Genomic DNA, 19,315 nt, shown 5'->3' on the forward strand with positions numbered 1-19,315 from the left:
CGACCACGGTCGTCCCGCACATGTAAGTCCGGCTTAGCGTGACCTGGCCGTCCTCCGGCCGATTCTCCCAGCTCGAAATGGCAACAGCCTGGGTCACCGCATCAATGGCCGATCCGCTCATGACCAGGTTCGCGGCGGTCTTGACGCCGGCGCGCATCGACAGCGAACTCGTTACGTAGGACCAGCCGTCCAGAATACCAAGCAGCACAAGGCACAGGATGGGCAGGACCAGCGCGAACTCGACCGCCGCAACGCCCGCTTCATCGCCAAGGATCGGCGTCGATCGGCGTTCCACGAAGCTACTCTGCCAGTACCACGGATTGCGCGGCTGGAATGTCGCGCATGCCGAGGCTCGAGCAATCCTGATTGATGGTCGCATTGCCGGACCATTGGATCGTATTGGCGACGACCTGAGTGCAGCCACCATTGCCCGAGAAATTGCCAAGATAGTTCACTTGCTGCTTGGGGAAGTAGATGGCCCCTGTCAGCAGCGAATCCGCCGTGCCATTGAAGGTACTCTGCGCCGCGGTCCCCGTCCTGTCGCCGTAGAACAGAACGCCTGAATAGCTGCCCGAAGTCGGCGCGCTAAGCTGCACGGACGCATTGCCATTCATGCTGACGGTTGAACTGCCCGACATGAAGATGGTCACTCCGCTGCCGGTAATGGCCGCGTTGGCGTTTATCTTGAAGTTGCCCTGGACGATATAGACGCCGGGCGAAAGCGTGACATTACCATTGAGGTTCATGCCACCGCAGTAGGTCCCGGGCTGGATTGTCTGCGTCGTTTTGTTGCCGTTAACATTCTTGCACGGATTGCTGGCCGCAGGCGTTGGCAGGTCGGCAAATGGATCGGCGGCAGGCAGTGCCTGGGTGATCGGGGCCGCGCAGACGGTGGTGACGGGATTGCTGAGAGAGACGCCGCCCGCCGATATCAGGCAATCGACCTGGAGGTGCGCCGAGCCCTGAAGATTGATGGCGTCCGGGGCGTTCGAATTGGTCATGATGACGCAGTGTGTGAAATTCACGCTGGTATTGCCGGAAAACTGTACAGCCTGCGGGGCGGTCGGATCGAGTGCGGTTAAGCAGGACTTCGAGGCATCGGTGATGAGGGCCACCGCTCTCGCCTGTTCGGGAACCTGGCTCTGCGTGAAGATCAAGGTGAACATCCGGTCGAGGTTCTGGCCGACGATCACCTCGACCGCTTTCTTCGCCGTATTCGGTCCCGACGCCGGCGGCGTGTTGACGACGATCGTGCCCGAGCCAAGGCCATTGGCGCCGGCCGACTGGGTCGCGGCCGCGACGATGCTCGGCTTGTTGGGACCCGAGATCTGTTCGAGCGCGCCGGCATAGGCGGCGGCATCGGCCATCGCCTGCAATCTCAGGCTGTTGTAGTACCAATACGAGGTCTCGACACCGAAGCCGGCGGAGCCGACAACGATCGGCAAGGTCAGGGCGAAGATCGTGGCAACATTTGCGCCGGTGCCCCGGCATATACCGTTTGCGATAAGTCGAATCCGGGTGAAGCAATTGAAGGCCATGACGTAGATTAGAAAGCACGCATATGTGAACGAATGGCTAAAAAGTTCAGTTCATTTTTTGTCAGCGATCTATTGTCCCCCAAAAGAAGGGGTTCGTTGGCTGATCGACGGCCATTGAAGGCAGCAAGACGACCAAAAAAACCCGTATCCCGCGTGGCGATAGTTTACTGTTTGCTAACAGCGCAATTGCAGAGACGGCGGCAAATGACCCGCTATGGGGCAATCGGCCGGCTCGCGTTCGCAATAGGACTTATGCGCGGCAAACCGGGACCAAGGTCCGTCTGGCGGGTTCATCGACGCCGTCGCATGATTTATCGAGCGGGACGGCCGACTCGAAGGATGGACCATGAAAAATCGAACCAATCTGCTCGCAGCGGTCGCGGCGCTCACACTTCTCGCCTCTTCGGCGTTTGCTGGTCCTGGCGGCAATGGCAATGGCGGCGGCAACGGCAACGGCGGTGCGAACGGCAACGGCGGGAATTCAGCTGGAGCTGGATCGCAGGGGCATGGAGCTGCGACATCCACGGCGGCAAAAGATCCTTCCACCAGCGGTTTGACAAAGGCGCTCAGCGTCGTGGCGACCACGCCGGCATCACCGCAGGCCACGCTGTCCCTGCAGGCAGCCCTGGACAAGCTTTTGGCCAAGAACGCAACTGAAGATCCGGCAGACACGACGGATGACTCATCTGACGAAATCACTGGCTCTACGGAATAGATAGCTTTGGGGTAGTGGCGCTTTGACGTGACACTCCTTGTGGCCCGCGCCGGTTCGCCGGTGCGGGCTTTTTTCATAGTCGCGTATCTTGGCGGCCGTGCGGGGCCGGCGCCAGCAAGTCACGGCGGCGAGAGCGACCGTCTTAGCGCGTCCCGCCTGCGATGCGTTCAGCTGGATACCATGCCGCTCGAACCCATGCAGCCATGCGGCGCTGCCCCATAGCCACGAAATTTGTTTCAAGCGGAAAGAATTGGCATCGTCTCCGCACCCATATCGGCCAACATCTCTCTCTGTACGGCCAGGAAGAACCTGCGCACCTCGTCGCCGGCTGCTGTTCTGTCCCTGCCGGATCCGGCAACGAGGTCGAGCAACTCCGACGCCTTGGCCCTCCAGAAGGAGGTGGCGGTCTCGCCATGCAGATTGCCTAACTTGGCGGCAACCTCCCTGACCAAGAATACCTGACGGTCGATCGGGAACGCACGAACTTTTTCTGAGGACATCTTCCGAACCATGAGACTGACGCAACGAATCAACCATTGCCAACAAGCAATGGCGTAGCCGGCAAGGTGGAAACGGATGCTTAACGGGGCAGACGCTGGTGCATCCTGGTGCGGGTTCGTCGGGGACGAGACAGGCGCAGTGGTACGCGTCGCCCCGTGCCTTCAAACGCGATCGTTGGCGTTGCAATCGGACAAGGCGAAACGGTGGCAGCCCTCAGGCCTGGAGCGCCCTCGACCCACCGCCGCGCCTGCGCGGCGTCATCATGTCCCTGGCCATCAGTCCGCTCGCCCGGCAAAACGCCATGAACGCCCGGCACGCGTCCTCGGTCTTGACCACGTCCACCGTGGCGCCAAAGCAGGCGTTGAACGCTTTCTGATAGATCGGGCCCTGACGGCGCGCCGGCCAGTCCTGGAGAAAATCGAGCGCCTGTTCGACCCCGTAGATCTCCTCGACTGGCAGGCCGGGCGCGGGTGCGATGCGCACCGGCACCTCGAATTGCAGTCTGTCCATTCCACATCTCCCGAACCGGCGTCACCGGGGCGGCAACGCCGTTCGTCGTCAAAAGCTGCTTTGACCGCTTTTGGTCGAGAAATGTGTCGTCACTTGGGATGACCAGAAAGGAAAACCGGGCAAAAACCGGATAGACGTCGCCCCATGCACGAGGAATTTCCCGAAGCGCGGCCGCGTTGGGCAGTTCTTCCTTGAACCTTCTGCCCTCAAGTGCCAAATCTGGGGAGATCTTCACATCGGCTCTCCTGCCGGGCCCTATCGCCTACACGGACAAAATGGTCACCTATCTCGACGCAGCCACGGCACCACTCAGAAACACCGGCCAGATCCGCCTCTATGGCGAGGAAGGCTTTGCTGGCATGCGCAAGGCATGCGATCTCACCGCGCGCTGCCTCGACGAGCTGGTGCCGATGGTCGAGCCCGGCGTCACCACCGAAACCATCGACCGCTTCGTCTTTGAATTCGGCATGGACCATGGCGCGCTGCCGGCGACACTCAACTATCGCGGCTACACGAAATCGTCCTGCACCTCGATCAATCATGTCGTCTGCCATGGCATCCCCGACAACAAGCCGCTCAAGGATGGCGACATCGTCAACATCGACGTCACCTACATCCTCGACGGCTGGCACGGCGATTCCTCGCGCATGTATCCAGTCGGCACGATCAAGCGCGCCGCCGAGCGCCTGCTCGAAGTCACGCATGAATGCCTGATGCGTGGTATTGCGGCGATCAGGCCCGGCGCCCGCACCGGCGCCATCGGTGCTGCCATCCAGACCTATGCCGAGGGCGAGCGCTGCTCTGTGGTGCGCGACTTCTGCGGCCACGGCGTCGGCCAGCTTTTCCATGATGCGCCGAACATCCTGCACTATGGCAGTGCCAATGAGGGCGTCGAGATGCGGCCCGGCATGATCTTCACCGTCGAGCCGATGATCAATCTCGGCCGGCCGCACGTGAAGGTTCTGTCGGACGGCTGGACCGCGGTGACGCGCGACCGCTCGCTGTCGGCGCAATACGAGCACACGATCGGCGTCACCGACACCGGTTGCGAGATTTTCACGCTGTCGCCAAAAAAGCTCGACCGTCCGGGCCTGCCGGCTTAGAGCGCATCTTGCCCGGCGGAGGCCGTCTATGCCGACTGCACATCCGCGGCATTCGGCAGGTCGATGGTGACGACCAGTCCGCTGGGCTGGTTGTCCTGCAATTCGATCCTGCCGCCGTGACCCTGGACGATGTCGGCAACGATCGAGAGGCCCAGACCGAAGCCATGCTTCGATGCAATGCCGCGCGACGCATCTTCCTTGAAGAATGGTTCGAAAACACGAGCACGTGCCGTCATTGGAATACCCGGCCCGTCGTCCCCTACCGTGATGCGCGCCGCCGTGCCGGTCGCTGTCAAGGCGACCGTGACATTGCCAGCGAATTTGACCCCGTTGTCGCAAAGATTGGCGATCGCACGCGCCAATGCATTGGGCTTGCACCAGCCCAGGAGCCGGTCCGGCCCAGAGTATGAGACAGGAAATCCGACATCGGAGAATTCGGCGCAGACGGTTTGCAGAACGCTGGCAATGTCGGCGCGCTGCAGCTTCTCCGTCGAAACATCGTTGCGCAGATAGGTTAGGGTCTCGTCGATCAGGATTTCGATGTGCTGGACATCGGACAGGATTGCGGTTCGGATTGGGCCATCATCCATGCGCTCGGCGCGAAGCCGCAGCCGCGTCAAAGGCGTGCGCAGATCATGACTGACGCTGCGCAACATGCGCGTGCGGTTTTCGATCATCGTGCGGATGCGCGTCCTCATCCTGTTCAGGGCGCGCGCCAGCCCTACCATTTCAATGGAGCCGTGTTCGACGAAGAGCTGGTCGCTATTCTCAATCTCGGCTGAACCGACTGCCGCCGAGATGCGCTTCAACGGATCCGTCACGGCCCAAACCGCAAACAGCCAGATCAGCACCGGCAAGGCGACGAAAGCCATGAACCTATAGAACGAGGCACGGACGAGGCCCGATGTCAGCCAGGAATCGGGCATGCCGAAATGGGCCAGGACGTCCCGCTGGTCCAGGTCGATGACAAACGCGTATCGGCCGCCGATCCTTATCCAGCGTCCGTCAACCGTCCCCCTGTCGATACGCAAAAGCCATTCGATACTTCGCCATTGCAGATAGGACTGGGGAATGCCGCGTATCTGGTCCTTGGGCAATATCTCGAAATCAAAGCCGGCCCGCTTTGCTGTCGCCAGAATTGCGCCACGCGCCTCCGCCGGCGTTTCTTGCAACAAGGCAGCAACAACGGCCGCACGCCTTGCGTTATCTTCCACGGCGGGAAGGTCGACATTCTCTATGAAACTCTCGACGACCGAACCGACGAACATGATCACGATCACCGCCATGAAAATGATCGCCACAAACTGCCCACGCACGGACTGTGGCAAGAAACGGCGGATGAAACCCCTCATGCTTCCTCCACCGTCGCGGTGAAGATGTAGCCACCCAACCGAACGGTCCTCAAAAGCACCGGATCGCGCGCGTCCTTTTCGATCTTCCTGCGGATCCGGCTGATATGGACATCGACGCTACGCTCGATCGGCCCCGCGAGCCCGGCGTGGGTTACGCCCAGAAGTTCCTCGCGCGAGAGAACCCGGCCTGCATTACGACAAAACGCAAGCAACAGGTCGAATTCATGCGTTGTGGTCGTAACCCGCGCATTGTTGGGGTCATGCAATTGCCGGCGTATGGGATCGAGGCGCCAGTCATTGAAACGAAGCACCTTCGACCAGTCCCGCTCGTCTGGAGCATAGGCTGTACGGCGCAGCAGCGCCCGTATCCTGGCCGTCAGTTCGCGCGCGCTGAACGGTTTCGTCACATAATCATCCGCGCCGATTTCCAGTCCGAAGATGCGGTCGATTTCCTCACCGAGCGCGGTCAACATCAGGATCGGAATGTTCGTTCCGGCACGAAGGCGGCGGCAGATATTGAGACCGTTTTCACCCGGCAGCATGACATCCAGCACGATGAGATCGAATTTCTGATTGCGAAGCGCGGCGTTCATCTGGACGCCGCTCTCGGCAATTTCCACGATCATGCCGTTATCGGTGAGTGTTTCACCCAGCATGCGTGCGATCTCGATATCGTCTTCGACTATGAGGATACGCGAACCTTGCTTCGCCGATCTGGATTCGGCGCTCAAATCGCTTTGGTGCCGTTGCTGCGCCATGTCGGAATTTGTCTAGCCTGCATTGATGCCTGGTAGGCGTCAGAACCGATATCCGACGAGAAGCATCCCTGAAGGCTGGAGCTTTTCGACGACAACAGGGCTGTCGGCAGCGTCACCCAAGAGAACGCCGACCCCCGCTTCGCCGCGCACCATCCAGTTCTCGTTGAGCATATATGTGGCGGAAATCGAAAAATCGGCGCGCTTCAACCCGGCGCCGGCGTCATAGCGCGCCAGACCCGAGCGAGCCGACTGTTCGGGCGTGACGCCAAAATAGGCCTGCATGTAATTTTCGTCGGCGAAGACGGCCGATGCGCTGGCGCCGATCACCAACGATTGGGACAGAGGTTGGGTCACCTCGATCCCCACCTTGCCCAACAGGCCATCGCTGCCGCCGATGGTCTTGTCCAATTGCGCGAAGATTTCAGCCGGGCCGAACTTCACCGCGGCCTTCGCACCGACCGTCGCGCCCGTGCCGACATCCCCCAATCCGCGGAGATGATCGGAGTCGTCTTCCTTACGACCCATCTCAAAGCCAAGCCGCGCGCTGAATTCGAACGGTCCTTGTCCATAGACGGCGATGTTGGCGCCTGTCGGATCGATCGTCACCGTGTCCAGGAATGTCGCCGTGACGAAAGGCACCGGCATGATCTTGAACTCGTCGCTGCCCTCATATTTGGGGACGATGATGGCGCCGCCGCCGAGCACGACATGCCAGTCGGACAGTTTCTGTTCGAAGCGCGCGAAACGGGAAGGCTCGGGCGGCAGGGTAAAACCATCGGAATTCACCGCAATGGCGTCTGCCGCCAGCGCGCCCTCTGAATGCGTTGAAAACAGGATTGCCATGGCCGCAAGAGATGCCCGGCCGGCAAATAGTCCAGAGTCAATTTTGGCGAACATGCGTGCTCCAGTATAGCGAGGCAATGAGCCTCCGATGGCGTCACCATGTCAGGTGAAAGTGGCCGCATGCGTTAAGTGATGTTAAGTTTTGTTGCGCAATCGTGGTTTCATCTTGCCGCTGTACAAGGAAGCTGGAGGCTGATAGCGGGAGCCCGCCACGACCTGTCGCGGATCGTCTCGTGATGGGCGAACACAACTGTTTCAATCCAGGCCGGAACGGTTCTAATGTCGGCGCCAGAGCAATGTGGGCGGCATATGGGCAACACAAGCGACGACGACGAGCGGAGTTTCTTCTCCGAAGCGCCGATGCGACCAGCTGCGAAAGCCAAGGCGGCGGTCGGCGAAAAGCCGCATTATCTCGGCCATCGCGACCGCCTGCGCGAGCGCTTTGCCTCGGCGGGTCCGGACGCCCTGCCCGACTATGAATTGCTGGAACTCCTGCTCTTTCGCCTGATTCCTCGTGCCGACACCAAGCCGGCGGCCAAGGCTTTGATCGCCCGCTTCGGCACATTGGCCGAAGTGCTCGGCGCGCCGGTTGGCCTGCTGCGGGAGGTCAAGGGCATCGGCCCGTCGGTAGCGCTCGATCTCAAGATCGTCGCGGCAACCGCTCAGCGCATGGCGCGCGGAGAGGTCCACGGCCGCGAAATCCTCTCGTCGTGGACGCAGCTTCTCGACTATTGCCGATCAGTCATGGCGTTCGAGGCACGCGAGCAGTTCCGCATCCTGTTCCTCGACAAGAAGAACGCGCTGATCGCCGATGAGGTGCAGCAGACAGGCACCGTCGACCATACACCTGTCTATCCGCGCGAAGTGGTCAAGCGCGCGCTCGAGCTCTCGGCGACCGCCATTATCCTGGTGCACAACCATCCGTCAGGCGACCCAACACCGTCGCGCGCCGACATCGAGATGACGAAGGAAATCATCGACGCGGGCAAGCGGCTGGGCATCGCCGTGCATGACCACATCATCATCGGACGAAAAGGCTATTCCAGCATGAAGGGCCTGCTGCTGATCTGAGTGGTGAGTTCCAAAAGGTGAGCGCCTGAGCAAGTCGTGCCGCCTTGGCCCGCGCTCCGGTCACGGCGGATCGGTGTTGCAGCTGCCGGCCACCTGGTTAACCGCTTCACCGAACCCGGCGAGGTTGAAATCGGCCTCGCCGCGTCCCGACAGCAGCCCGAAGCGCCACGAAAGCTGGAGCCGGTTCGCGGCAACAAGGCGCCTGATGCCATCGGCGCCATCGCGCACCAGCATCCTGCCGCGCGGCCCGACCGACCAGCTCTCATCGAACTTGCTGCTTTGGTCGAGCGTGACCGACATGGTGATCTTGCGGCTGGCCGAGACGCCGTCATTCAGTTGCAGCCATTCGGTCCAATGCGGCTCGCCGTTTGCCCGGCAGGCAATCGTCAGGATCGGGCTGTAGCTCAAGGCACCGCCACCGGTGATCAGCTTGTTGGTGGCATAGAGCGACGCCGTGACGAGGCCGTCCTCGCCCGTTTCGAACCGCCAATTGTCAAGCACGGCTTCGGCACGGGCAATGCCGCAGACCGAGACCAGGATCAACGCAACCGCGGCAGCGTGCCCCACTTCGACGAATAGCCTCAACACGTCCTCCAACAACCCAAGCGGCTGCAATAGAAGCGCAGATAATGATCAAAGCTTGGTCGCCACAGGCCGTCGTGCGCAAAGCGCACCGGCTGTTGCAGTTTGGCAACGAAAAAGGCCGCCTCGAGGGCGGCCTTCTCCTGTTCCAGTGAAATGCTGGTGTTATTCGGCGTCCTTGGCGGCCTTCTTCTTCGGCGCGGCCTTCTTCTTGGGCTCTTCGGCGTCGTCGGCCTTCTTCTCGTCGGCCTTCTTGGCGGCGGCTTTCTTCGCCGGCTTCGCCTTGACGGCGGTTTCGTCCTCCTCGTCGTCGGCCATCAGCTCTTCCTTGCTGACCTTGACGTCGGTAACCGAAATCTGGCCGAGCAGATGATCGACCACCTTCTCCTCGAACATCGGCGCCCGCAGCGTGTTCAACGCTTCCGGGTTGTTGCGGTAGAATTCGAAGACTTCCTGCTGCTGGTTGCCCGGATAGCGGCGCACCTGCTCGAACAGGCCGCGCTGCAGCTCTTCGTCCGATACGGTGACGCCGGCCTTCTCGCCGATTTCAGCCAGCACCAGGCCGAGGCGCACGCGGCGCTCGGCGAGACGCAGATACTCGGCACGTGCCTCTTCTTCCGTCGTCTCTTCGTCGGCGAAAGTGCGTCCGGCCGCTTCCAGGTCGCGATTGACCTGCGCCCAGATGTTGTTGAACTCGGCCTCGACGAGCTTCGACGGAGCCTCGAACGAGTAGGACGCGTCGAGTTGGTCGAGCAGCTGGCGCTTGACCTTCTGGCGCGTCATGGCGCCGAACTGGTTCTCAATCTGGCCGCGCACGACGTCGCGCAGGCGCTCCAGCGACTCCAGGCCGAGGTTCTTGGCGGTCTCGTCGTTGATTTCGAGCGCGCCGGGCTGGGACACTTCCTTGACGGTGACGTCGAAGGTCGCTTCCTTGCCGGCAAGATGCGCCGCCTGGTAGTTTTCCGGGAAGGTCACGGTGACCTGCTTTTCGTCACCAGCCTTGGCGCCGACAAGCTGATCCTCGAAGCCGGGGATGAACTCCTTCGAGCCCAGCACCAGCGGCTGATCGGTGCCGGCGCCGCCGCTGAAGGCCTCGCCGTCGATCTTGCCGACATAATCGATGGAGACGCGGTCGCCAATGGCGGCCTTGCCGGTCTTCGGCTCGTAGCTGCGCGCCGATTCAGCAACGCGCTGGACCTGCTCGTCGATCTCGGTATCCGGCACGTCGAATACCTGGCGTGTCACCTTGATGTCGGAAAAGTCCTTGATCTCGATCGCCGGAATGATCTCGTAGTTGAGGCGGAATTCGAAATCGGCGCCGCCGGCCAGGATCTTCTCGGCTTCCTTCTCGTCCTCGGTCATGATGACTTCGGGCTGCATGGCAGCCTTTTCGCCGCGCCCGGTGATGATCGAACGGGTCGAATCGTTGAGGATCTCATTGACCACTTCGGCCATGAACGACTTGCCGTAGACCTTGCGCAGGTGCTGCACCGGCACCTTGCCGGGACGGAAACCGTTGATGCGGACCTTGTTCCTGGCATCCGAAAGCCGCGCCATCAGCTTGGCTTCCATGTCACCGGCCGGCACGGTGATCTTGATCTCGCGCTTGAGACCGGAGTTGAGCGTTTCGGTGACCTGCATCGTAAAACCTTTGTTTTCACCAATGAGACTGCACGGCCTCTGCCGTTTACAGCCTGCCGGTATATTCTTGCCGGGAATGGCTTTTGGTACGGAACCTGGCGATTTGACCGAAAAAACGGCTCAAACTCTCCCAAACTGCGTTCCAAAATGTGAATAAGTTCTTGTTTTTCCTACTTCTTATCACATTCTGTAGAAGCGGATCGTCGCGTCCCGTCACATTTGACACGCCTTTTGTCACAGGCGAGGCTAATTTTCAACAGTCTTCGCATTTCGGCGAATAACCAACATTTTGGTCCTAACCCAACATCTCGTCTCTGACATTGACAGAATGATGGCTACATGGGATTGCCGGTTCATGCGGATGTGGCGGAACTGGTAGACGCCCTGGATTTAGGTTCCAGTGCCGAAAGGCGTGGGGGTTCGAGTCCCTTCATCCGCACCACCCTTCGCTCTTCGAGATTCCGGTGGCAGGCCACCTTGGTTGAAACGTGCAGCCTTGGCCATCCCGCTGATAAAGCGCGGGGCGGCAAGGCTTTGCCGCCTATTTCCTTACAATCCACTCCAGCAAGTCGGGATCGACCGTCGCAACGCCGGTGAATTCACGGATCATCAGCAAAGCAAATTCCTGCCATCGATCTTCAGGGATATTCTCTTCGATGATTGCTTTATGGAAAGCGCTTCGCAGGATGTCGCTGTCGAGCGCCGACACGCGGCAAAGTTCAAGATCCTGATCCATGATGCGAGCCTCCCATCCACGGGCGGGAGCACAACCGCACTCAATCACCGATGCCCACTACCCTCGCCCTGTGACATTGGGGATTCTAATCCGTCAGATGCTGGATTCAATGCGATGTACGGTTTCGTACCAATCGCAAAACTCGGCATTTTCGTTTCGACTCGGAACTTTTTAGCTACGGCTAATGTTAATGACAGCGGTACATCCTTCGGGAGATAGGGGCATGAATAGGCGCCTAGTACTCTTTTCCGCGGTCACAGCAGTGTTCATCGCTGCTGGACCATTACCCCTCACCTCCGCTCGCGCTGATGAACCGCAATCGGCGGGAGACGTTCGAGCGGCAATGCGAAAGCTTTGGGAGGATCATATCACTTATACGCGCAATTACATTATCAGCGCACTCGCTGGCCTTCCGGGTTCAGATGAGGTTGCCAAGCGCCTTCTGCGGAACCAGGATGACATCGGCGACGCAGTAAAACCTTACTACGGTGATGCGGCAGGTCAAAAACTGGCGATGCTGTTGAAGGACCACATCAAGATTGCAACGGACGTGGTCAAAGCGGCCAAATCAGGCAGCAAAAACAAGCTCGCGGCGGCTCGGAAGAAATGGACAGGCAATGCTGACGACATTGCCATATTTCTCAGCAAGGCCAATTCGAACTGGTCCGAACAAGACCTGAAGGAAATGCTGCACAAGCATCTGGAGCTGACGACCGGCGAGGTCGTTGGCCGGCTGAAAAAGGATTGGGCGGCGGATATCAAGTCCTATGACGAAGGCCACGTTCATATGTTGAAGTTCGCTGACATGCTGACGGACGGTATCGCCAAACAGTTCCCTGACAAGTTCAACGGCTGACTGCCGCGAGGCATGGTACGGTTTTGCTTCGCCGCGTAGCGATTTTACCCGGGCGGCATCTGCATCTACGCCGCGAACGCTCTCCCCGTGAACCACTCGGCCAGCTTTGCCAGCTCCGGCCCCAGCACGCGATCGTCGCCGACAGGCGGCACGATATTTCTGATTTCATCGACGAATGACCGCAGTGCCGGCGGCGGCGCGCGTTCGGTGACGTGCAGCGCCTGCGAGGCCATCATCGCCAGCATCGCCATGGCGGCATCGACGCAGCGGCCGGCGGTCGCTTCCTTGGTCCAGGCGAAGAACGCCGTCGTGGCGACATCGTCCTGTCCAGCACCGGCCGATTCCGCTCCAGGGATGAAGGTGCGCTGTGCCGCCAGCTTGGCCTGCTCGAGATAGCCGGTGATCGCCATCGGCACATAGCCGACATTGCCGTGGCCGTCGCTGTCGGCCGAGTGCCGTCCGGTCATCAGGAGATCGGGCAGCAGCGACACCTTGCCGTTGAGGAGTTTTGAGGCGTGGCGGTCGCAGAGCAGGCAGATATCGGCCCATATCGCCGCCAGATCGTCCAGCGCCGGCGTCGCCATGGCATTGTGATAGCCGCCGGTGCTGATGCAGCGGCCGAGCGGATGTGCGTCGTCGGGAGGGATGTAGACCGGATTGTCCGATATGGAAGCCAGCGACACCGTGGCCGCTCGCTCCGCCGCCGACAGCGCTCGATGCGCCTGACCGAGCACGCGCGGCACGATGCGGTAGCTGACCGGCGCCTGATAGTTGCGCCGCCCATCGCCGGCGCCGACCAGAAACTCCCGCAACCCCTGGAGGGCCGCCGCTTCATGTTCATCACCCCAAAGCGTGTCGAGGGCCGTATCGTAGTGCTCGAGCGGGGCGCGAAACGCTTCGATCGACAGCGCGAATACTTTTTGGGCCATCCCGATACGGCGGCGTGCCGCGAGCGCTGCGTCGGCCACCAGAGCAGCGGCGCAGGGCGAGCCGTTGATCAGCGAGCCGCGCTCCTTGACCTCCAGGTCGAAGCGCGTCGAAAGCTCGGCAAACAGCGGATAGAGCGCCAGGATTTCGCCGGCGCCGCCCTGGCCGGAAACCGGCACCATCGGCATCGGGCGGCCATCGAGCATTGCGGCCACGGCAAGCGCGATGCGCGGCGTGGTGGCGGCGTTGCCCTCGATGAAGTTCGTCAGGCGGGCAAGCACGATCGCCCGGACCACTCGCTCCGGCAGCGGGTCACCGAACGAGGTCGCGGCGGCGAACGCCTTGATGCGCGCATGGCGGTCCCGCTCATCGAGTTCGAGCCTGCGGCTCGCCAGCTCCCCCATGGCGGTGGTGACGCCATAGATGACTGGTGGCGGATCGGTTTCAATCAGCTTGAGGAACGAGGCACGGCATTCGGCGATGCGCCGCAGGGCCTTCTCGCCGATCTCCACCGTATCCTTCTTCCAGGCGACGCGGAAAACAGTGTCGAGGTTGATGTCCTCACGCGTCGACAAGGTAACTGGCATGCTTCACACCACGGCAAACAAGGACATTAATAAAGCGGTTCCTCGAACAGCGTCTTGTCGCCGTCCACCAGCGCCTTGATCTGCGCGGTGCCGTCGCCGGCGAGCGCGAGGCGGATGCCGAACGGACGCACCCGCATGTCGTTCTGGATCGCCATCCCCTCGCCTTCCGGCAGATAGAAGCGCTCAATGCCGTAGTCCGGCGCGATGGTCATCGCTTCGCCGCGAAGATCCCAGCCCTCGGTGACATGGCCGGATATGTCAGCCTCGTCGGCAGCGGCCGGCGTTGGCGGCTTGCCGAGCCAGGCAGTCGTCGGCTGCCAATAGCCGTCGGCGCCCTTCTTCAACCGGACGACAATCGACGTATCGTCGCTGGAAAATTTGTCGGCCGGAATGTCAGCGATCATTTTCACCGGTATCCGCGAAATCTCGTAGCCGAGGATAATGTAGTCGCCGCGCAGGAGGTCGCGCGGATCGACGGGCTCGATCTTCAGCAGCACTTCCTTGCCGTTGCGCAGGATCGCCGCTCGGCCGGCGATGATCCAGTTCAGGAAGCCTATCTGGACAAGCGCCAGCACCAGCGCCGAGATAACAAGTCTTTTCCCGGCGATCATGCCGTGGCTCCCGTGGTGATTGGGCCCTTCATACGCTTTTCCACGCGAATGATGACCAGCGCAAGGATGCCGAGCAGCACCGCCGCGGCCAGGAAGAAGCCGGCCGTATCGAGCATCGATTGCAAGGTCACCACATAGATGATGGCGAGTTCGAAGGCGAAGCCGGCATAGGCAAGCCAGCGCAACCCACGGCTCTCCCGTCCTGCCAGCACGACTGCCGCGACGATGCCGGCAAGAGCGACCACCGAAGCAATGGCGAAACCGCTGTTGTAGCTGCTCTCGTCGGCCAGTTCGAACTGGATCATCGCCAGGCCGGTGAGGAAGCCGAGCAACGCGTGCAAGGGCAAGCGGCCGCCAAGCTGCACGATCCTGTCGGCCGGGCCCGGCGCGAAGACAGAAGCCGCAAACAGCAGCGCCGCGACGACGACCAGCGGGATCGCCACCTGCAGCGTATCGTGGTTGGAGACCAGCAGCACCAGATAGAACAGCACCGACAGGATGATCAGGTGCCGCGCCGGCTGGCTGCGGGTCCAGAACGAGACGGCAAACAGCACGATCGCCATGGGGACGAAGGCATGCGGAAATTCGCTGCGGCTGTAGTAATCGAAGCCCTTAAGAAACAGCCAGGCATCGGCGATGCCGACAGAAGCCACCGTCAGCGGGTTCGAACGCAGCGCCACCGCCGCCAACGCCGTGCCGGCGCCCCAGGTGATCAGGGCCGATGCCTCGTCGCCGGACAGATGATACATCTGGCTGATCAGTGCGATCGAGCCGCCGAAAGCCGCCGCCGCCACGATCCACAGCGCCTCGCCAATCGCCGCATGGTCGCGGGTCTTCAACAGCGCGCCACCGACGTAGCCGCCAAGGATGACCACGAACAGTGCCGCCACGCGCGCCAGCCGCGGGATCGCGTCCCAGTTGGCGGCGACGAAAATCAGGATGGCGGCGCCGAACAACAAGGCAGCCAGCATCGCCAGGATCGAGCCGAAGCTGAGCGACTCGCGCTCGTTGGCCTCGACATCGCGCGCCAGGGATTCGGCAATGGTGGCGTCGATCAGCCCGGCTTGCCGCCACCGCGCGATATCCGCCCTGACCCGCGACGAATAACTCGCCATGCCACTTCTCCCCCGGTTTGGTCTTTTTTTCAGCCGACCCGGCCAAACCGTTGACGCAACGGCATTTTCCGATTCGGGTTTCTTTGTGTCAGGTCCGTGAACGCGCGTTAATGCTGCATTGCACAATTTGCATTGCTGCCATGCAGCCATAGCGCTTTTAAATCGATATAGGCCCGCCTATCTATGGTTCGTACACAAACGGAATGATCCGCAAGAAAGACGAAACGAGAACTACCATGAACCTGATCCGCAACTACCGCAACTGGCGCCGCTACAGGGACACCGTGTCCGAGCTGAGCCGCCTGAGCAATCGTGAACTGACCGACCTCGGCATCAGCCGCAGCGACATTCCTTACGTCGCTCGCAAGGCGGTCTAATTCTTCGGACCGCGAATGGTCCGAACCAGTTTTGAAAAAGAGAACGACAATGAACCTGATCCGCAACTATCGTAACTGGCGCGTTTATCGCGAGACGGTTACCGAGCTGGGTCGCCTTTCGAACCGCCAGCTGCATGACCTCGGTATCGTCCGCGACGAAATCAAGGTCATCGCCCGCCGGGCGATCTAACCAGAATTTCGCCAGGGTCGACCTCCTCCCCGACCCTGACGAATCCGGTCAACCTTCACCTCCTCCCGAGGGTTGACCACCAAAACGGCGCCCGCCGCACCTCCTCCCGCGGCGGGCGTTGTTTCCCCGGAGCAAAACGAATTTTGCCCAAAAGGTTTCGCTCCTTTTCAAACTGCGAAAGAGATTTCGTCAAAGCCGACCTCCTCCCCGGCAATGACGAATAGGCCCGACCTTCACCTCCTCCCGAAGGTTGGCCATCAAAACGGCGCCCGCCGCACCTCCTCCCGCGGCGGGCGCTGTTTCCCCGGGGCAAAAACGAATTTTGCCCCAGAGGTTTCGCCCCTCGTAAAAACAGCGAAAGAGATTTCGTCAAAGCCGACCTCCTCCCCGGCAATGACGAATACGGTCGGCCTTCACCTCCTCCCGAGGGTCGACCCCAAAAACGACACCCGCCGGACCTCCTCCCCCGGCGGGTGTTGTTGTATTCAGAGGTTGCTTCCCTGAGCTGTTGTTTGCCCCGCACCACGCACGGCAATTGCAATCGCCGCATCAAGCGATTATTCCGGCGCTCATGAGCAAAAATCCCATCCACATCATCGGCGGCGGCCTCGCCGGTTCCGAAGCCGCCTGGCAGGCAGCACAGGCTGGCGTTCCCGTCATCCTGCATGAAATGCGGCCCGTTCGCGGCACCGATGCACACAAGACCGATAGCCTGGCCGAGCTGGTCTGCTCCAATTCCTTCCGCTCCGACGACGCCGAAAACAACGCCGTCGGCCTGTTGCACGCCGAAATGCGGCTGGCCGGCTCGCTGATCATGAGCGCCGGCGATGCCAACCAGGTACCTGCCGGTGGTGCGCTTGCCGTAGACCGCGACGGATTCGCAGACGCGGTAACGAAAAAACTCGAAGCGCACCCGCTGATCACCATCCAGCGCGAGGAAGTGCCGGGCCTGCCACCGGCGGATTGGGACCAGGCGATCGTCGCCACCGGTCCGCTGACCGCGCCATCGCTTGCCCAGTCGATTGCGGAAGCGACCGGCGCCGATGCGCTGGCTTTCTTCGACGCCATCGCGCCGATCGTCCATTTCGACACGATCGACATGGATATTTGCTGGTTCCAGTCGCGCTACGACAAGGTCGGACCCGGCGGCACCGGCAAGGACTACATCAATTGTCCGATGGACAAGGACCAGTACCTTGCCTTCGTGCAAGCGCTGGTCGATGGCCAGAAGACTGAATTCAAGCAATGGGAAGGCACGCCCTATTTCGACGGCTGCCTGCCGATCGAGATCATGGCCGAGCGCGGCGTCGAGACGCTGCGCTACGGGCCGATGAAGCCGATGGGGCTGACCAATGCGCACAATCCGACGGTGAAGGCCTATGCCGTCGTCCAGCTACGGCAGGACAATGCACTGGGCACGCTCTACAATATGGTCGGTTTCCAGACCAAGCTGAAGCATGCCGAGCAGGTGCGCGTGTTCCGCACCATTCCGGGTCTCGAAACCGCCGATTTCGCCCGCCTCGGCGGCCTGCATCGCAACACCTACATCAACTCGCCGACCTTGCTCGACGCTTCGCTGCAGCTGAAGTCGCGCCCCGGCCTGCGCTTCGCCGGCCAGATCACCGGCTGCGAAGGCTATGTCGAAAGCGCCGCGATCGGCCTGCTCGCCGGGCGCTTCGCTGCCGCCGAGAGGCTCGGCCATGCACCATCGCTGCCGCCGCTCACCACGGCGTTCGGCGCGCTGCTCAACCACATCACCGGTGGCCACATCGTTTCGGATGACGAACCTGGAAAACGCTCCTTCCAGCCGATGAATGTCAATTTCGGCCTGTTCCCGCCCGTGGAGGCGCCGAAGACCGAAGGCAAACGCATGCGCGGCAAGGACAAAACCGTTGCCAAGCGCCACGCCATCACATCGCGCGCACGCGCCGATTGCCGGCAATGGCTGGGATTGGCGGCGCAAACAGCCGAAGCAGCTGAGTAGCCAGCTTCCTCCCTGAGTGGACCTTAGGCGTTCGCGCTCACCTCCGGCATGATTGACGTTTACGTCAAAGTGCTGGCCAGCCCTTGCTCGCGCGACGCAACAACAGCCAATGCCGGCGCAAGGCCGACAGCCGCGCCACGCCGTCGAGCGGCGAGCCGCGCTCCATTTTCGTGAGGTAGGCGCGCGACAGGGCCAGCGGCAGAAATGCCGGGCGCAGCGAGACCGGCAACGCCGCAGCGCCTTGCTCAAAGGCGGTGAGATGCTCCCGCGCCAGCGCCATCATCGCCGCCACCGCGCGTTTGGCGCCAAGACCACCGTCGGCAGTGACGAACTCTGCCGGCGACGATCCCGCCGCGGCAAGGATATCGGCCGGGATAAAACACTGCCCGCGTTTGCGGTGCAGCGGCAATAACAGCAACAGGCCGGTCATCGCCTGCGCGCAGCCCGCCCTGCCCGCCAGTTCGGCAAAGCGTGGCGCCTCGCCAGGGTCGAGCAGCATCGCCGCAAGCTGGATGAGCGCCGCGGCCGTCTCGCCGCAATAGCCCTCCAGATCGGTGCGCGACGGCATCGGGTCGTCGTAGAGGTCGAAGATGCGCGCATCGAGCATGTTCTCGAAGGCCGGCTTCGGCAGGTTGAATGTCGCTATGGTGGCATTCAAGGCTTCGGCTATGGGGTGGCCGGCGCCCGCTTCCCCGCCGGCGGCAATGACATCGCGCCACCATTGCAGGCGCACCTCGCCCGGCAACGCTTCATGGATGCGATCGCGGATGCCTGCGATCTCGGCATTGAAGGCATAGAGCGAAAACAGCGCGTCGCGCTTGTCCGCCGGCGCGTAAAGGGCGGTCAGATAGCGGTCGTGATCGGCGGCGCGCACCGCGTCCATGACAATTTTGGCATTCTGGGACATCTCAGTCGACGGCGATGAGCGCGGCGGCCACGGCGCGCTCTTCCGCCAGAAGGACATTGTAGGTCCGTACCGCTGCACCGGTCGACATCGGGTCGGACGCAATGCCGGCCGCCTTCAGCGCGGCCCGCAGTGCGGCGGGCAATGGCCTGAGATCCCTGCCCATGCCGACCAGCAGGATCTCGATCCTGTCGGCTTGCGCCAGCAGCTTGTCGAAATCCGCTACCGTCAGCGCCAGAGGATCCGCCGGTTCCCAGCCATGGATGCCGGATGGCAGGCAGAGCAGCGAGCCGCGATGCGACATGTCGGCAAAGCGGAACCCGCCATTGCCGTAGGCTTCGATCGGCGCTCGACCGGGAAAATGCGCCTCGCGGATGACGATGCCTTTGCTGGTCACCGTTTTGTCACCCCTTG

General features: G+C 61.5%; 22 protein-coding genes and 1 tRNA gene. 8 read left to right on the forward strand and 15 right to left on the reverse strand.

Annotation, left to right across the window (positions count from 1 at the left end):
• Both NKH02_RS28015 and NKH02_RS28020 read right to left on the reverse strand, forming a co-directional pair.
• A partial coding sequence (locus tag NKH02_RS28015; RefSeq protein WP_352882939.1) for a TadE/TadG family type IV pilus assembly protein occupies window positions 1-295 on the reverse strand: 295 nt, incomplete at its 3' end.
• Window positions 296-299: 4 nt separating this feature from the next.
• Window positions 300-1,538 carry a DUF7305 domain-containing protein gene (locus NKH02_RS28020; protein WP_352882940.1) on the reverse strand — a complete coding sequence of 413 codons (1,239 nt, stop codon included), beginning with the start codon at window positions 1,536-1,538 and terminating at the stop codon, window positions 300-302.
• 346 nt (window positions 1,539-1,884) lie between these two features.
• Between NKH02_RS28020 and NKH02_RS28025 the strand changes: the two genes are divergently transcribed.
• The gene (locus NKH02_RS28025; protein WP_352871228.1) at window positions 1,885-2,253 is read left to right on the forward strand and encodes a hypothetical protein; all 369 of its coding nucleotides are present in this window, start codon (window positions 1,885-1,887) and stop codon (window positions 2,251-2,253) included.
• A gap of 236 nt (window positions 2,254-2,489) precedes the next feature.
• Here NKH02_RS28025 and NKH02_RS28030 read toward each other — a convergent pair whose 3' ends face one another.
• Together NKH02_RS28030 and NKH02_RS28035 are read right to left on the reverse strand one after the other, a co-directional pair.
• Window positions 2,490-2,753, reverse strand: coding sequence for a DUF6074 family protein (locus NKH02_RS28030; RefSeq protein WP_352882941.1), 264 nt, complete (start codon window positions 2,751-2,753; stop codon window positions 2,490-2,492).
• 214 nt (window positions 2,754-2,967) lie between these two features.
• Window positions 2,968-3,264: a DUF982 domain-containing protein gene (locus NKH02_RS28035; protein WP_352871230.1), complete on the reverse strand. Its 297-nt coding sequence runs from the start codon at window positions 3,262-3,264 to the stop codon at window positions 2,968-2,970.
• Between the two features lie 275 nt (window positions 3,265-3,539).
• Between NKH02_RS28035 and map the strand changes: the two genes are divergently transcribed.
• On the forward strand, window positions 3,540-4,367 hold the full coding sequence (gene map, locus NKH02_RS28040) for a type I methionyl aminopeptidase (protein WP_352628040.1): 828 nt from the start codon (window positions 3,540-3,542) through the stop codon (window positions 4,365-4,367).
• A 26-nt stretch (window positions 4,368-4,393) separates the two neighbouring features.
• Here map and NKH02_RS28045 read toward each other — a convergent pair whose 3' ends face one another.
• Genes NKH02_RS28045 through NKH02_RS28055 form a run of 3 tightly spaced genes read right to left on the reverse strand, consistent with a single transcriptional unit; the run spans window position 4,394 to window position 7,374 of the window.
• Window positions 4,394-5,719, reverse strand: coding sequence for a HAMP domain-containing sensor histidine kinase (locus tag NKH02_RS28045; protein ID WP_352882942.1), 1,326 nt, complete (start codon window positions 5,717-5,719; stop codon window positions 4,394-4,396).
• Window positions 5,716-6,477 carry a response regulator gene (locus NKH02_RS28050; RefSeq protein WP_352882943.1) on the reverse strand — a complete coding sequence of 254 codons (762 nt, stop codon included), beginning with the start codon at window positions 6,475-6,477 and terminating at the stop codon, window positions 5,716-5,718. Before NKH02_RS28050 ends, NKH02_RS28045 begins: the two co-directional genes overlap by 4 nt.
• Before the next feature lie 39 nt (window positions 6,478-6,516).
• Entirely contained in the window at window positions 6,517-7,374 is an 858-nt protein-coding gene (locus tag NKH02_RS28055; RefSeq protein WP_352882944.1) for a MipA/OmpV family protein, read from the reverse strand.
• A gap of 255 nt (window positions 7,375-7,629) precedes the next feature.
• On the opposite strand from NKH02_RS28055, the gene radC reads away from it, so the two are divergent.
• On the forward strand, window positions 7,630-8,391 hold the full coding sequence (radC, locus tag NKH02_RS28060; RefSeq protein ID WP_352882945.1) for a RadC family protein: 762 nt from the start codon (window positions 7,630-7,632) through the stop codon (window positions 8,389-8,391).
• Window positions 8,392-8,451: 60 nt separating this feature from the next.
• On the opposite strand, the gene NKH02_RS28065 is transcribed toward radC, so the two are convergent.
• Both NKH02_RS28065 and tig read right to left on the reverse strand, forming a co-directional pair.
• Entirely contained in the window at window positions 8,452-8,976 is a 525-nt protein-coding gene (locus tag NKH02_RS28065; RefSeq protein ID WP_352882946.1) for a hypothetical protein, read from the reverse strand.
• A 162-nt stretch (window positions 8,977-9,138) separates the two neighbouring features.
• Window positions 9,139-10,614: a trigger factor gene (gene tig / locus NKH02_RS28070; RefSeq protein WP_352871239.1), complete on the reverse strand. Its 1,476-nt coding sequence runs from the start codon at window positions 10,612-10,614 to the stop codon at window positions 9,139-9,141.
• Between the two features lie 357 nt (window positions 10,615-10,971).
• On the opposite strand from tig, the gene NKH02_RS28075 reads away from it, so the two are divergent.
• Window positions 10,972-11,056, forward strand: a tRNA-Leu gene (locus NKH02_RS28075).
• Between the two features lie 99 nt (window positions 11,057-11,155).
• Here the strand turns inward: NKH02_RS28075 and NKH02_RS28080 are convergent.
• Entirely contained in the window at window positions 11,156-11,350 is a 195-nt protein-coding gene (locus NKH02_RS28080; protein WP_352871241.1) for a hypothetical protein, read from the reverse strand.
• A 223-nt stretch (window positions 11,351-11,573) separates the two neighbouring features.
• On the opposite strand from NKH02_RS28080, the gene NKH02_RS28085 reads away from it, so the two are divergent.
• Window positions 11,574-12,206, forward strand: coding sequence for an acetylglutamate kinase (locus NKH02_RS28085; RefSeq protein WP_352882948.1), 633 nt, complete (start codon window positions 11,574-11,576; stop codon window positions 12,204-12,206).
• 65 nt (window positions 12,207-12,271) lie between these two features.
• On the opposite strand, the gene NKH02_RS28090 is transcribed toward NKH02_RS28085, so the two are convergent.
• Genes NKH02_RS28090 through NKH02_RS28100 form a run of 3 tightly spaced genes read right to left on the reverse strand, consistent with a single transcriptional unit; the run spans window position 12,272 to window position 15,446 of the window.
• Window positions 12,272-13,720 carry an aromatic amino acid lyase gene (locus NKH02_RS28090; RefSeq protein WP_352882949.1) on the reverse strand — a complete coding sequence of 483 codons (1,449 nt, stop codon included), beginning with the start codon at window positions 13,718-13,720 and terminating at the stop codon, window positions 12,272-12,274.
• 26 nt (window positions 13,721-13,746) lie between these two features.
• A complete protein-coding gene (locus tag NKH02_RS28095; RefSeq protein WP_352882950.1) occupies window positions 13,747-14,331 on the reverse strand; it encodes a GDYXXLXY domain-containing protein in 585 nt (194 codons plus the stop codon).
• On the reverse strand, window positions 14,328-15,446 hold the full coding sequence (locus NKH02_RS28100) for a DUF2157 domain-containing protein (protein WP_352882952.1): 1,119 nt from the start codon (window positions 15,444-15,446) through the stop codon (window positions 14,328-14,330). Before NKH02_RS28100 ends, NKH02_RS28095 begins: the two co-directional genes overlap by 4 nt.
• A gap of 236 nt (window positions 15,447-15,682) precedes the next feature.
• Here NKH02_RS28100 and NKH02_RS28105 point away from each other — a divergent pair, with 236 nt between their 5' ends.
• The 3 genes from NKH02_RS28105 (at window position 15,683) to trmFO (ending at window position 17,997) form a co-directional block, all read left to right on the forward strand.
• Window positions 15,683-15,823 carry a DUF1127 domain-containing protein gene (locus NKH02_RS28105; RefSeq protein WP_013531315.1) on the forward strand — a complete coding sequence of 47 codons (141 nt, stop codon included), beginning with the start codon at window positions 15,683-15,685 and terminating at the stop codon, window positions 15,821-15,823.
• Window positions 15,824-15,872: 49 nt separating this feature from the next.
• A complete protein-coding gene (locus NKH02_RS28110; protein WP_023757605.1) occupies window positions 15,873-16,013 on the forward strand; it encodes a DUF1127 domain-containing protein in 141 nt (46 codons plus the stop codon).
• 571 nt (window positions 16,014-16,584) lie between these two features.
• Window positions 16,585-17,997, forward strand: a complete 1,413-nt coding sequence (trmFO, locus tag NKH02_RS28115; protein ID WP_352871249.1) for a methylenetetrahydrofolate--tRNA-(uracil(54)-C(5))-methyltransferase (FADH(2)-oxidizing) TrmFO — start codon at window positions 16,585-16,587, stop codon at window positions 17,995-17,997.
• Between the two features lie 64 nt (window positions 17,998-18,061).
• Here trmFO and NKH02_RS28120 read toward each other — a convergent pair whose 3' ends face one another.
• A complete protein-coding gene (locus tag NKH02_RS28120) occupies window positions 18,062-18,904 on the reverse strand; it encodes a phytoene/squalene synthase family protein (RefSeq protein ID WP_352882953.1) in 843 nt (280 codons plus the stop codon).
• Between the two features lies 1 nt (window position 18,905).
• Entirely contained in the window at window positions 18,906-19,298 is a 393-nt protein-coding gene (locus tag NKH02_RS28125) for an Mth938-like domain-containing protein (RefSeq protein WP_352882954.1), read from the reverse strand.
• Between the last annotated feature and the right edge of the window lie 17 nt (window positions 19,299-19,315).

It is taken from the genome of Mesorhizobium sp. M1396 (genome assembly GCF_040317725.1).
GTDB lineage: Bacteria > Pseudomonadota > Alphaproteobacteria > Rhizobiales > Rhizobiaceae > Mesorhizobium.